The organism is Kitasatospora sp. NPDC059327 (assembly GCF_042752535.1).
Classification (GTDB): domain Bacteria; phylum Actinomycetota; class Actinomycetes; order Streptomycetales; family Streptomycetaceae; genus Kitasatospora.
The window spans coordinates 79,428-91,631 of record NZ_JBHYYB010000034.1 but is presented as its reverse complement, the minus strand read 5'-3'; the positions used below and the strand labels follow the sequence as shown (position 1 = coordinate 91,631).

10 protein-coding genes and 1 pseudogene are annotated in these 12,204 nt (G+C 74.7%); 10 read left to right on the top strand and 1 reads right to left on the bottom strand.

Features of this window, described 5'->3' with window-relative positions; translation table 11 throughout:
• The 9 genes and pseudogenes from ACFXHB_RS21840 to htpX all read left to right on the top strand — a co-directional run.
• Window positions 1–583: pseudogene (locus tag ACFXHB_RS21840) on the top strand (hypothetical protein); the annotation flags it as partial.
• A gap of 2 nt (window positions 584–585) precedes the next feature.
• Window positions 586–1,539, top strand: a complete 954-nt coding sequence (gene nuoH, locus ACFXHB_RS21835) for an NADH-quinone oxidoreductase subunit NuoH (protein WP_380576259.1) — start codon at window positions 586–588, stop codon at window positions 1,537–1,539.
• Between the two features lie 73 nt (window positions 1,540–1,612).
• Entirely contained in the window at window positions 1,613–2,164 is a 552-nt protein-coding gene (locus ACFXHB_RS21830) for a NuoI/complex I 23 kDa subunit family protein (protein WP_380576254.1), read from the top strand.
• The gene (locus ACFXHB_RS21825; RefSeq protein ID WP_380576253.1) at window positions 2,161–2,859 is read left to right on the top strand and encodes an NADH-quinone oxidoreductase subunit J; all 699 of its coding nucleotides are present in this window, start codon (window positions 2,161–2,163) and stop codon (window positions 2,857–2,859) included. The genes ACFXHB_RS21830 and ACFXHB_RS21825 overlap by 4 nt, the downstream gene beginning before the upstream one ends.
• Window positions 2,859–3,230 (top strand): NADH-quinone oxidoreductase subunit NuoK, encoded by a 372-nt coding sequence (gene nuoK / locus ACFXHB_RS21820; RefSeq protein WP_380576252.1) that lies wholly within the window; start codon window positions 2,859–2,861, stop codon window positions 3,228–3,230. Before ACFXHB_RS21825 ends, nuoK begins: the two co-directional genes overlap by 1 nt.
• Entirely contained in the window at window positions 3,227–5,266 is a 2,040-nt protein-coding gene (locus ACFXHB_RS21815; protein ID WP_380576251.1) for an NADH-quinone oxidoreductase subunit L, read from the top strand. The genes nuoK and ACFXHB_RS21815 overlap by 4 nt, the downstream gene beginning before the upstream one ends.
• A gap of 75 nt (window positions 5,267–5,341) precedes the next feature.
• The gene (locus ACFXHB_RS21810; RefSeq protein ID WP_380576250.1) at window positions 5,342–6,910 is read left to right on the top strand and encodes a NuoM family protein; all 1,569 of its coding nucleotides are present in this window, start codon (window positions 5,342–5,344) and stop codon (window positions 6,908–6,910) included.
• 2 nt (window positions 6,911–6,912) lie between these two features.
• On the top strand, window positions 6,913–8,547 hold the full coding sequence (locus ACFXHB_RS21805; protein WP_380576249.1) for an NADH-quinone oxidoreductase subunit N: 1,635 nt from the start codon (window positions 6,913–6,915) through the stop codon (window positions 8,545–8,547).
• A 140-nt stretch (window positions 8,548–8,687) separates the two neighbouring features.
• Entirely contained in the window at window positions 8,688–9,551 is an 864-nt protein-coding gene (htpX, locus tag ACFXHB_RS21800; protein WP_380576248.1) for a zinc metalloprotease HtpX, read from the top strand.
• A gap of 93 nt (window positions 9,552–9,644) precedes the next feature.
• Here the strand turns inward: htpX and ACFXHB_RS21795 are convergent, their stop codons facing one another.
• Entirely contained in the window at window positions 9,645–11,117 is a 1,473-nt protein-coding gene (locus ACFXHB_RS21795; protein WP_380576247.1) for a PLP-dependent aminotransferase family protein, read from the bottom strand.
• Here ACFXHB_RS21795 and ACFXHB_RS21790 point away from each other — a divergent pair.
• The gene (locus tag ACFXHB_RS21790) at window positions 11,116–12,033 is read left to right on the top strand and encodes a DMT family transporter (protein WP_380576246.1); all 918 of its coding nucleotides are present in this window, start codon (window positions 11,116–11,118) and stop codon (window positions 12,031–12,033) included. The two genes, ACFXHB_RS21795 and ACFXHB_RS21790, sit on opposite strands and share 2 nt — an antisense overlap.
• Window positions 12,034–12,204 lie beyond the last annotated feature (171 nt).

Below are 12,204 nucleotides of genomic sequence, written 5' to 3'. Positions count from 1 at the left end.
GGGCGGGCCCGCCGTCCGGGCGGACCGGCCGCGTCGGACCAGGTCGGTCGACGCCGGATCGGTGAGCCAGACGGCGGAGAGCGCGGCCGCTGCCGAGGGAGCGGCCGTCGAGGGAGCCACCGCCGAGGCGGCCGGTGACGCGCCGGTGACGCCGCCGGTGCGGGTGGACCGGCCGCGTCGGACCAGGTCGGTCACGGACGGTTCGGCGAGCCAGGCCGCTGCCGAGACGCCTGCCGAGCCGAAGCCTGCCGAGCCGAAGCCTGCCGAGCCGAAGCCCGCCGAGACGCCTGCCGAGCCGAAGCCCGCCGAAGCGAAGCCCGAGCGGGCCGCGCCGGCCCGGACGCAGTCCGCGGACGCGCCCTGGCACGCGCCGGTGCCCGCGCACGAACCGGAGAGCGGACCCGGCGCCGGAACCGGCGAGGGCGGTGCCCCCGAGGAGGCCGCCGCCCCGGGCGTCCCGGCCGGGGCGCAGGACGCGGAGCCCGCGCGGGACGAGAACGACGCGCAGGACGCGGAGCCCGCGCGGGACGGGACGAAGGAGACGTCGGCCGGGCCGGCCGACCAGGACGGAGACAGCACGTGAACCTGCTCGACACGCTGCTGCGCTGCGTCGCCACGCTGGTCGTCTTCCTCACCTTCCCCCTGATCATCGGCCAGACCGAGCACAAGGTGATGGCGCACATGCAGGGCCGGCTCGGCCCGATGTACGCCGGCGGCTTCCACGGCTGGGCGCAGCTCGTCGCCGACGGCGTGAAGTTCGCGCAGAAGGAGGACATCGTCCCGGCCGGGGCGGACCGGAGGATCTTCCAGCTGGCGCCCGCCGTCTCGCTGCTGCCCTACCTGTTCGTGCTGCTCGCCATCCCGGTCGGGCCGGACGGCTTCGTCGGCCAGGCGGTCGACGCCGGACTGTTCTTCGTGCTGGCCGTGATGGGCGTCGGCGTGATCGGCAAGCTGATGGCCGGCTGGGCCTCGGCGAACAAGTTCTCGCTGCTCGGCGGTCTGCGCACGGCCGCGCAGCTGATGTCCTACGAGCTGCCGATGGTGCTCGCGGCCGCCTCCGTGGCGATGGCGGCCGGGACGCTCTCGCTGCCGGGGATCCTGGACGCCTGGCAGTGGTACTGGATCCCGTGGCAGATCATCGGCGCCTTCGTCTTCTTCACGGCCGGCCTGGCCGAGCTGCAGCGCCCGCCGTTCGACATGCCGGTGGCCGACTCGGAGATCATCTTCGGGGCGTACACCGAGTACACCGGACTGCGCTTCGCGCTCTTCCTGCTCTCCGAGTACGTCGGGATCCTGGTGGTCTCGGGGCTGACCGCGGTGCTCTTCCTGGGCGGCTGGCACGGCCCGCTGCCGGACGAACTGGGCTGGCTCTGGACGATCCTGAAGACCTTCGCGCTGGCCTTCGTGGTGATCTGGCTGCGGGTCACCTACCCGCGGCTGCGCGAGGACCAGCTGATGCGCTTCGCGTGGCTCGTGCTGATCCCGCTCGCCCTCGTCCAGCTCGCCCTCACCGGCATCATCAAGGTGGCGATCTCTTGAGCGCGCGAAGCGTGCCCATCACCGAACGGCGCGCACGGGTGAACGCCCCTGCCGAGCGAAGCGAGGCGGGCGTATGAGCTTCCCCGGCTCCGGCCTGGCCAAGGGCCTGGCCGTCACCCTGCGGACGATGACGAAGAAGACCGTCACCGCGCAGTACCCCGAGGTGCAGCCCGCGCTGCCGCCGCGCTCGCGCGGCGTGATCGCGCTGCTGGAGGAGAACTGCACGGTCTGCATGCTCTGCGCCCGCGAGTGCCCGGACTGGTGCATCTACATCGACTCCCACAAGGAGACGCTGCCGGCCGCCGATCCGAACGCCCGCGCCCGTACCCGCAATGTGCTGGACCGGTTCGCGATCGACTTCTCGCTCTGCATGTACTGCGGGATCTGCATCGAGGTGTGCCCGTTCGACGCGCTCTTCTGGTCCCCGGAGTTCGAGTACGCGGAGACGGACATCCTGGAGCTGACCCACGAGCGGGACAAGCTCCGCGAGTGGATGTGGACCGTGCCGGCGCCGCCGGCGCTGGACCCGGCGGCCGAGGAGCCGAAGGAGATCGCCACCGCGCGCAAGGCCGCGGACAAGCTGGCCGCCGCCGCGGCGGTGCCGGAGGAGGGTGACCCGCGATGAGTGCCGCCCTGCTGACCGCGGCCGGGTCGCTGGACCCGGCCGCCCGTTCGTTCCTCTCCCCGACCGGGGTCGAGATCGTCTTCCTGCTCGTCGGTGTCGCCGTGCTGGGGTCGGCCGTGGTGGCCGTCACCACCAAGCAGCTGGTGCACGCCGCGCTCTGGCTGGTGGTCGCGCTCGGCGGACTGGCGGTGGAGTTCCTGCTGCTCACCGCCGAGTTCATCGCCTGGGTGCAGGTGCTGATCTACCTCGGCTCGGTGGTCGTCCTGGTGCTGTTCGGTCTGATGCTCACCCGGGCGCCGATCGGGCGCTCGCCGGACGCCGACTCGGGCAACCGCTGGGTCGCCCTGGTGGTGGCGCTGGCCTCGGCCGGGACGTTGGTGACGCTGGTCGTGGACGCCTTCCGGACCTCCTGGATCGACCTCGGCGCGGGCGGTGGCTCGGCGCAGGCGACCGGCACCAGCCTGTTCCGGACGTGGGTGCTGCCCTTCGAGGCGCTCTCGGTGCTGCTGCTGGCCGCCCTGGTCGGCGCGATCGTGCTGTCCCGCGGGGCCGGGCGGCGGGTGCCGCCGCCCCGGGCCGGCAGGCTGCGCGCGGGCCGGCCGGTGGGCTCCAACGGGACGGTCGCCGCCACCGCGCCGAAGGCCCCGGCCACCCCCGTCGCTCCCGCTTCGACGACCCCGGCGGAGGAGAGCTGATGCATCTCGCCTACCCCGTCGTGCTCGCCGCGCTGCTGTTCGGCGTAGGTGTGTACGGCGTGCTCGCCCGGCGCAACATCGTCCTGGTGCTGATGTCCGTCGAGCTGATGCTCAACGCCGTCAACCTCAACCTGGTCGCCTTCGACGTCTGGCTGCGGGACTCCCTGCACGCCGGCCAGGCGCTCACCCTGTTCACCATCACCATCGCCGCCGCCGAGATCGGCCTCGGACTCGCGATCGTCCTGCTGCTCTTCCGGGCCCGGGGCACCGCGGACGTCGACCGGGTCACCGCGCTCGGTGATCCCGCCGAGTCCGCCGCCGAGGAGGCGCCGACCGGTGCCGAGGCGCTGAAGGGCCAGGCCGCCGCATGAACCTCGCCCTGCCCACCCTCGTCCCCGTCCTGCCCGCGCTCGGGGCGGCCGCCACGCTGGCCGTCGGCAAGCGCGCCCCGGGCCTGGCCAGGCCGCTGGCGATCGTGCCGGTCGCCGTCTCGGCCGTGCTGGCCCTGGTCGTCGCCCTCCAGCTGGGCACCGGCCAGCTGCTGGAGAGCTCCACCCGGCTCACCCCCACCGGCGGACCGGACATCACGCTCGGCTTCTACCTGGACGGCTACAGCTCGCTGATCTCCGTGCTGGTCGGCCTGGTCGCCACCTGTGTGCAGGTCTACTCGACCGCCTACCTGAAGGAGGACCCGCGCTACCCCTCGTACGCGGCGCTGGTCTCGCTGTTCACGGCGGCGATGTTCCTGGTCGTCTACTCGGGCGACCTGATCGTGCTGCTGGTCGGCTGGGAGGTCATGGGCATCTGCTCGTACTTCCTGATCGGCCACCACTGGGAGAGCGCCGACGCCCGGTCGGCCTCGCTGAAGGCCTTCCTGGTCACCAAGCTCGGCGACGTGCCGTTCCTGTTCGGCATCTTCCTGCTGGGCGCCGACGCCGGCAGCTTCCGCGTCTCGGACGTCCTGGCCGCCGCCACCGAGGGGCGGCTCGGTCACCCGACGCTGATCGCGCTGCTGCTGCTGGCCGGCGTGGCCGGCAAGAGCGCGCAGTTCCCGCTGCACACCTGGCTCCCGGACGCGATGGCCGGTCCGACGCCGGTCTCCGCGCTGATCCACGCCGCCACCATGGTCGCGGCGGGCATCTACCTGGTGGCCCGGCTGCTGCCGGTCTTCCTGCTCTCCGGCGCGGCGCTGGTGGTGCTCGCGGTGATGGCCGCGGTGACGATGATCGGCTCGGCGCTCTGCGCGCTCGCGCAGGACGACCTCAAGCGGGTGCTCGCCTACTCGACCGTCGGACAGCTCGGCTACATGGCGGGCGCGCTGGCCGCCGGGGACCGCGAGGCCTCCGTCTTCCACCTGGTCAGCCACGGCGCGTTCAAGGCGCTGCTGTTCCTCGCGGCCGGTGTGGTGATCCACGCCGCGCACACCAACTCGATCTCCGTGATGTCCCGGATGCCGGGGCTGCGCAAGCGGGTGCCGGACGCCTACTGGACGATGGGCATCGCGCTCGTCGCCCTGATCGGGCTGCCGCCGTTCTCCGGTTTCTTCAGCAAGGAGGCGGTGCTGACCGCCGCCGAGCACGCCGCCAACGGTGAGGCGCTGACCAACGGCGTCGGCCCCGCCTCGGCGGTGCCGCAGGCGGCCGGCTGGATCGTGCTGATCTCGGCCGCGGTCACCGCCCTGCTCACCGCGGCGTACGCGGCGCGGCTGTTCCTGGTCGCGTTCCACAGCCCGGCCCCCGCCGGTGCCGCCGCCGGTGCGGCGGCCGCGCTGCCGGACCACGAGGCCGACGCGCCCTACTCGCCCGAGCCGGACGAGGCCGACCCGGCCACCGCCGAGCCGCCCGCGATGCGCTGGCCGCTCTGGGTGCTGGCGGTCCCGACCATGGCCTTCGGGGTGACCGGCCTGCGCTCGGACTGGCTGCCCGCGCTGCTGGACGGCGGCTCGCTGCGTCCCTCGGCCGTCACCGCCGTGACCGGTACCGGCCTCGCCGTGGTCGGCGCGCTGCTGGCCTACGGGGCCTGGCGCTCCGCCACCGCGCGGCTCGGCGCCGGCCGGCCGGTCCCGGCGGCGGAGGGCAGGGTGCCCGAGCAGGCCGGCGCGCCGGCCGCCGAGGTGATCGTCGCCGACCCCGGGCGCACCCTGCTCGGCCCGCTGTTCGGCCCGGCCCGGCACGGTTTCGGTGTCGACCGGCTCTACAGCGCGGTCTTCGTCCGACCGGTGACCGCCGCCGCGCGACTGGTCCGCTTCCTCGACCGGGAGGTCGTCGAGACGTACGTGCGCGGCGCCGGGACCGGGGCCGAGCTGCTCGGCCGGCTCGTCCGGCTCGCGCAGACCGGCAACGCGCAGACCTACCTCAGCGCGCTGCTGGCCGGTGCCGTCCTGCTGGCCGTCCTGGTGGCGGTGTAGCCGGATGGACCAGAACCGGTTGAACCAGCCGAACCGCCGCCCAGCCCCGCCGACCGCAGCCCGTAGGAGCCCCCGATGAACGCAGTCCTCATCGCCCTCCTGCTGCTGCCGCTGGCCGGGGCCGCGCTGACCCTGGCGCCGGTGTTCGGCACCGACCCGGCCGCCGCCGACCGGCGGGCGCTGCGGCTGAACACCGTGGTGACCGGCGTCGGCCTGCTGCTCAGCGCCGCGCTCGCGGCGGGCTTCGACCACGACGAGCCCGGCCGGATGCAGGCCGTCACCGATGTGTCCTGGATCCCGGCCATCGGCGTGCGCCTCCACCTCGGCGTGGACGGCGTCTCGCTCCCGCTGATCGTGCTGACCTCGCTGCTCACCTTCCTCTGCGCGCTGTACTCCGAGAAGCGGCTGCCGTCGGGGGAGGGCGCCGACACCGGCCGCCCCTCGGCGCGGTCCTTCACCGGGCTCTTCCTCCTCCTCGACGTCGGCATGCTCGCCACCTTCGCGGTGCTGGACCTGCTGCTCTTCTTCCTGGCCTTCGAGATCGTGCTGATCCCGATGTACTTCCTGATCGCCCGCTGGGGGACCGGCGCGAGGGTGCCGGCCGCCAACCGGTTCATCCTCTACACGCTGCTCGGCTCGGCCGTGATGCTGCTCGGCTTCCTGCTCGTCGGGACCAAGGCGGGCACCTTCGACATGCAGGCCCTGGCCGCCGCGCACGGCAGCGGCATGAGCCACACCACCCAGGTGGTCGCCGCCCTGGCGATCATGGTCGGGCTCGCGGTCAAGGCCCCTGCCTGGCCGCTGCACAGCTGGCTCCCGGACGCGCACACGGCCGCCCCGACCGTCGGCTCCGTGCTGCTCGCCGGTGTGCTGCTGAAGATGGGGACGTACGGTCTGGTCCGCGTCCTCCTCCCGGTCGTCCCGGACGGCACCGCGACGCTCGCCCCCTACCTGGGCGCGTTCGCCGCCGTCGGCATCGTCTACGGCTCGCTGGCCTGCCTCGCGCTGGCCCGCCCCGGGGCCAAGGGCGACCTCAAGCGCCTGATCGCCTACTCCTCCGTCGGTCACATGGGCTTCGTCCTGCTGGGCATCGCCTCCCTCACCCCGGTGGGCGTCAACGGCGCGCTGTTCGCCAACATCGCGCACGGGCTGATCACCGGTCTGCTCTTCTTCGTGGTCGGCGCCCTGAAGGACCGCTACGGCACGGCGGACCTGGACACCCTGGCCGGTTCCACCGGCGCCGCCCTCTACGGGCGGGCGCCGCGGATCGGCGCCCTGCTGGCCTTCGCCGCCGTCGCCAGTCTCGGCCTGCCCGGGCTGGCCGGCTTCTGGGGCGAGCTGCTCGCGATGTTCGGCGCCTTCGACCCAGCCGAGGGCCTGTCGCGTCCGGCCTTCCTCACCTACATGGTCCTGGCCGGCCTGGGCACCCTCCTCACCGCCGGCTACCTGCTGATCGTGGTCAAACGCGTCTGCATGGGCGACCCGAAGCAGCCCGCCCCGGTGCCGGAGTTCGCCGACCTGCGCCCGTACGAGGCCGTCAGCTGGACGCCGCTCGCCGCCCTCACCCTGCTCGCCGGCCTCTGGCCCGCGCTCCTGCTCGGTCTCTCCGACCCGGCCGTCAAGTACCTCCTCGGGGGTGGCTGACCATGACCGGCACCGCACTCGCGGTCCAGGAGCTCGGCACACGGCTCGGGACCGGCACCGCACTCGGACCTCACCCCACGGGGCAGCCCACTGTGACCTCCCTCGCCGTAGCCGACCCGGGCAGCCTGATCCAGTCCGTGGACTGGGTGGCCATCGCGCCGCCGCTGATCGCCGCGCTGGCCGCGCTGGCGGTGCTGATCACCGACCTCTTCCTGCCCGAGCGGCACAAGAAGCTGCTCGGCGGACTGGCCGTGGCCGGACTCGCCCTGGCCCTCCTCGCGCTCCTCCCGCTCACCGGCGGATCGCCCCGTGCCACCTTCTGCGCGCAGAACGTCACCGGCGTCACCGGTGACGCCGGCTGCTCGTACGTCGCGGACCACTTCGCCCTGGTCTTCCAGCTGCTCGCGCTCGGCGGCGCGCTGGTCGCCGCGCTGCTGTCGATGCACACCGTCGAGAACGAGAGCCTGCCGCGCGGCGAGTACTGGTTCCTGCTGCTCTCCAGCGCCACCGGCGCCGCGCTGCTGCCCGCCTCCCGCGACCTCGCCACCCTGGTGATCGCCCTGGAGGTGGCCTCGCTGCCGGCGTTCGCCCTGGTCGCGCTGCGCCGGGACGGCCGGGGCGCCGAGGCCGCGCTGAAGTTCTTCGTCTCCTCCGTCACCGCGACCGCCGTGATGCTGCTCGGCGTCGGCTTCGTCTACGCCGCGAGCGGCAGCCTGCACCTGGGCGCCGTCGCCGAGGGGCTGGCCCACGCGCCGGCCCAGCTGAAGCCGCTGGCCGAGGCCGGTGCGGTGCTCACCCTGGTCGGCTTCGCCTTCAAGGTCGCCGCCGTCCCGTTCCACTTCTGGGTGCCCGACACCTACGTCGGCGCCCCGCTGCCGGTGGCCGGCTACCTCTCGGTGGTCGGGAAGGCCGCCGGCCTGTCCGGCCTGGCCCTGGTCACCACGATCGCCTTCCGCCCGTACGCGCACACCTGGGGCCTGGTGCTCGCGGTGCTGGCCGCCGTCACCATGACGGTCGGCAATGTGGGCGCGCTGCGCCAGCGGTTCGACACCCGGTACAGCGCGGTGCGGCTGCTCGCCTGGTCCTCGGTGGGCCAGGCCGGGTACCTGCTGGTGCCGCTCGCCGCCGCCGGCTACGCGCCGTCCGGCGCGGACCAGCTCGGCGCGACCGCCGCGTACGCGCTGATCTACGGCGTGGTGAACCTGGGCGCCTTCGGGGTGGTCGCCGCCGTCGGGCGCCGGGCCGGGGCGAGCGTCGACGACTTCCGCGGGCTGTTCGCCCGGCGGCGCTGGACGGCGCTGGCGCTGGCCTTCTTCCTGCTCTGCCTGGCCGGGCTGCCGCCGGGCGTGATCGGCCTGTTCGGCAAGGTGGTGGTGTTCCGCTCCGCCGTCGACGCCGGTCTGGGCTGGCTGGCCGTGGTGATGGCCGCCAACGTGGTGGTCGCGCTGTACTACTACCTGCTCTGGACGGCGCGGCTGTTCGCACCGGCGCGACCGGAGGGCGCGGTCACCGCCGTCGCCGAGCGCCGGCTGCCAGCCTCGCTGGCGGCCACCCTCGGGCTCACCGCCGCCGGCGCCGTGGTGCTCTCGGTGGCCCCGCAGCTGGTCCTCCAGGTGGTCGGCGGCACGCTGTTCTGAGGCCGTCGGCCGGGGTCGGCGGGGGTGCGGTTCGGGTGTAGCGGTGGTCACAAGGGAACAAGGCCGACGGCCTCGCCCGTTGAGCGGGCAGAGGGACGAGGCAGAGAGGGCTTCCCCACCGCACCATTGGAGGGCCTGCCGTGCACCGCCGGCACAACGGACTGAGGACCGCCGCACTGCTCGGCGGTCTTTCGGCGCTGATCCTGGTGATCGGCGCCTTCTTCGGCCGCACCGGCTTCGTGATCGCCCTGCTGGTCGCGCTCGGGACCAACGCGTACGCCTACTGGAACAGCGACAAGCTCGCGCTGCGCGCCATGCGGGCCCGGCCGGTGAGCGAGATCGAGGCGCCGCGGCTGTACCGGATCGTCCGCGAGCTCTCCACCTCGGCCCGCCAGCCGATGCCCCGGCTGTACATCTCCCCGACTCCGGCCCCGAACGCCTTCGCCACCGGCCGCAACCCGCGCAACGCGGCGGTCTGCTGCACCGACGGCATCCTCCAGCTGCTGGACGAACGGGAGCTGCGCGGCGTGCTGGGGCACGAACTGAGCCACGTCTACAACCGGGACATCCTGATCTCGTCGGTCGCCGGGGCGCTGGCCTCGGTGGTGATGTTCCTGGTGAACTTCGCCTGGCTGGTGCCGTTCGGCCGGAGCGAGGACGACGACGGGCCGGGACTCTTCGGGATGCTCGCGATCATGATCCTCGGGCCGTTGGCCGCCTCGCTGATCCAGCTGGCCGTCAGCCGCTCCCGGGAGTACCAGGCCGATGCCGACGGCGCCCGGATCACCGGCGACCCGCTCGCCCTGGCGAGCGCGCTGCGCAAACTGGACGCCGGGACCCGGCAGCTGCCGCTGCCGCCGGAGCCGCAGCTCCAGACCGCCAGCCACATGATGATCGCCAGCCCGTTCCGCCCGGGCGAGGCCGGGACCAAGCTGTTCTCGACCCACCCGCCGATGGCCGAGCGGATCGCCAGGTTGGAGCGGATGGCGGGCTACCGGGGCTGACCGTCCCGGGGCGCGGTCCGTCGGTGGCTCGGCGCGGTCCGTCGGTGGCTCGGCCCCGGTCCGTCGGTGGCTCGGCCCCGGTCCGTCGGCGGCTCACCCGGCGAGCCCCTCGTAGGCCCGGCGCAGCCGGTGGACGCCCTCGGCGATCCGGGCGGCGCTGTCGACGGCGGCGTAGCTCAGCCGCAGGTGCGGTGCCGGCGGCTCGGCGGCGTAGTACGGGCGCCCGGAGGTGATCAGCACCCCGGAGCGCAGCGCGGCGGCGGCCAGCGCGGCCTCGTCGGTGCCGTCCGGCAGCCGCAGCCACAGGTGGTAGCCGCCCGGCCGGTGCGGGCCGAGCAGACCGGGGAGTTCGCGGCGCAACGCGGCCACCGCGGTCGTGCGGCGGTCGCGCAGCTCGGCGCCGAGGGTGCGGAGGTGACGTGCCCAGCCCGGGTCGGCGACCAGTTCCAGCGCCGCCTCCTGGAGCGGCCGGGGGACGAAGAAGCTGTCCACCACCTGGGTCGCCCGCAGCCGCCGCAGGGCCGGTCCGCGGGCGGTGAGCGCGCCGACCCGGAGATTGGGCGAGGTGGCCTTGGTGAGCGAGCGCAGGTGGACCACCACCCCGTCCGGGTCGTCGGCGGCGAGCGGGCGCGGCAGCGCGGGCGCGTCGGTGTGGACCAGGCGGCGGGCGAAGTCGTCCTCGACGACGAACGCGCCGGCCGTCCGGGCGATCCGCAGCACCTCCGCGCGTCGCTCGGGGGAGAGCACCGCGCCGGTCGGGTTCTGGAACAGCGGCTGGCAGACGAAGGCCCGGGCCCGGGTGGCGTCGAAGGCCGCCGCCAGCAGGTCGGTGCGCACGCCGTCCTCGTCCACCGGGACGGGGACCACCCGTGCGCCGGCGGCGCGGGCGACCGCGAGGATGCCGGGGTAGGTCGGCGACTCCACCAGGACGGGTGCGCCCGGGGCGACCAGGGAGCGCAGCGCGATCGTGAGCCCGCTCTGCCCGCCGGCCGTGACCAGGACGTCGCCCGCGCCGAGCGGTCCGCCGTTGCCGCCGATGTCCCGGGCGAACCAGGCGCGCAGTTCGGTCAACCCGTCGACCGGCGGGCGGTCCCAGGCGCCGGGCCGCCGCCCGGCCCGGGTCAGCGCGGCGGCCAGCAGTCGCTCCGGCTGGAGCGCGGCGTGCGGGTAGCCGCCGTTGAGGTCGATCACGTCGGGCGGCGGGACGTTCAGGGTCGCGAACAGCGGGCCCGCGCCCTGGTCGCGCGGGCCGGCGTCGGCGCTCAGCGCGACCTCCTGCCAGGAGAGGTCGCCGGGCCGGGCGGCCGGCGCGGCGAGCGGTGAGCGGCCCGTGAAGCCGGCGCCGCCGTCGGCGAAGGCGGCGGCCCGGAAGACCCCGGCGCCCGGCCGGGAGACCACCAGGCCCTCCGCCGCCAGCACGGCGATCGCCCGGGAGACCGTCACGGGGCTGACCTGGTGGCGCTCCGTCAGGGCCCGGCTCGACGGCAGCTTCCGTCCCTCCGGGTAGCGCTCGACTTCCCGGCGCAGGCTGTCGGCGAGATCGGTCACACTGCTACGCTCGTTCATGACGGCACAAGATAGCGCTACTCGCCCGCTGACGATAGCACCGCGGCGATCGGTGGCCCCCGGCCGCTCCGGCACCGCCCTGGCGGCCCTCGGCGTCCTCACCTTCTCCTTCAGCTTCCCCGCGACCTCCTGGGCGCTGGGCGGCTTCGGTCCGTGGACGGCGACGGGGCTGCGCGGCGTCCTGGCCGGTCTGCTCGCCGCGCTCTGCCTGGCGGCCGCCCGGGTCCCGCTCCCCGCCCGGCGCCACTGGCCCGGACTGCTGGTGGTCTCGGCCGGCTGCGTCCTGGGCTTCCCGCTGCTGACCACGCTGGCGCTGCGGACCTCCTCGACCGCGCACTCGGCGGTCGTCATCGGTGTGCTGCCGCTCGCCACCGCCGCGGTCTCGGCGCTGCGCACCGGCAGGCGCCCGTCCCGGACGTTCTGGTGCGCGGCGCTCGCCGGGGCGGCGGCGGTGCTCGCCTTCACCCTGCTGCAGAGCCACGGGCGGCCGACCACCGCGGACCTCTACCTGTTCGCCGCGCTGCTGGTCTGCGCCGCCGGGTACGCCGAGGGCGGGCGGATCTCGCGGGACCTGCCGGGGTGGCAGGTGATCGCCTGGGCGGTGGTCGCGGCGCTGCCGGTCACCGCGCTGACCACCGCGCTGGCGCTGCCGGCCGAGCCGGCGCACCCGGGGGTGAAGGCGCTGGCCGGGCTGGCGTACACGGCGGCGGTGTCGCAGTTCGGCGGGTTCGTGCTCTGGTACCGGGGGATGGCGGCGATCGGGGTGCCGAGGGCCAGCCAGCTCCAGCTCGCCCAGCCGCTGCTGACGCTGGTCTGGGCGGTGCTGCTGCTGGCCGAGCACCTGCCGGCGGCGGCGCCGGTCACCGCGGTGGTGGTGCTGGTCTGCATCGCGGTCACCCAGCGCGCCCGGGTCTGAGCGGCGGCGTGGCCCGGGGCCGACCGGTGGGCCCGGCGCGGACCCGGACGCGGCGGCCGCCCCCCCCCCCCGCGGCGGGGGGGGGGGCGGGGCCGGGGGCGGGGGACCCCCCCGGGGGGGAACCACCGAGGGGAGGCCGGGGGAGCACAACGCCCCCACACAGTATACGAG

Excerpts from the sequence above, each read along its gene's own strand:
- ACFXHB_RS21825 (WP_380576253.1), top strand. The coding sequence starts at position 2,161 with ATGAGTGCCGCCCTGCTGACCGCGGCCGGGTCGCTGGACCCGGCCGCC.
- ACFXHB_RS21810 (WP_380576250.1), top strand. The coding sequence starts at position 5,342 with ATGAACGCAGTCCTCATCGCCCTCCTGCTGCTGCCGCTGGCCGGGGCC.
- nuoK (WP_380576252.1), top strand. The coding sequence starts at position 2,859 with ATGCATCTCGCCTACCCCGTCGTGCTCGCCGCGCTGCTGTTCGGCGTA.
- ACFXHB_RS21790 (WP_380576246.1), top strand. The coding sequence starts at position 11,116 with ATGACGGCACAAGATAGCGCTACTCGCCCGCTGACGATAGCACCGCGG.
- ACFXHB_RS21815 (WP_380576251.1), top strand. The coding sequence starts at position 3,227 with ATGAACCTCGCCCTGCCCACCCTCGTCCCCGTCCTGCCCGCGCTCGGG.
- ACFXHB_RS21795 (WP_380576247.1), bottom strand. The coding sequence starts at position 11,117 with ATGAACGAGCGTAGCAGTGTGACCGATCTCGCCGACAGCCTGCGCCGG.
- ACFXHB_RS21805 (WP_380576249.1), top strand. The coding sequence starts at position 6,913 with ATGACCGGCACCGCACTCGCGGTCCAGGAGCTCGGCACACGGCTCGGG.
- ACFXHB_RS21830 (WP_380576254.1), top strand. The coding sequence starts at position 1,613 with ATGAGCTTCCCCGGCTCCGGCCTGGCCAAGGGCCTGGCCGTCACCCTG.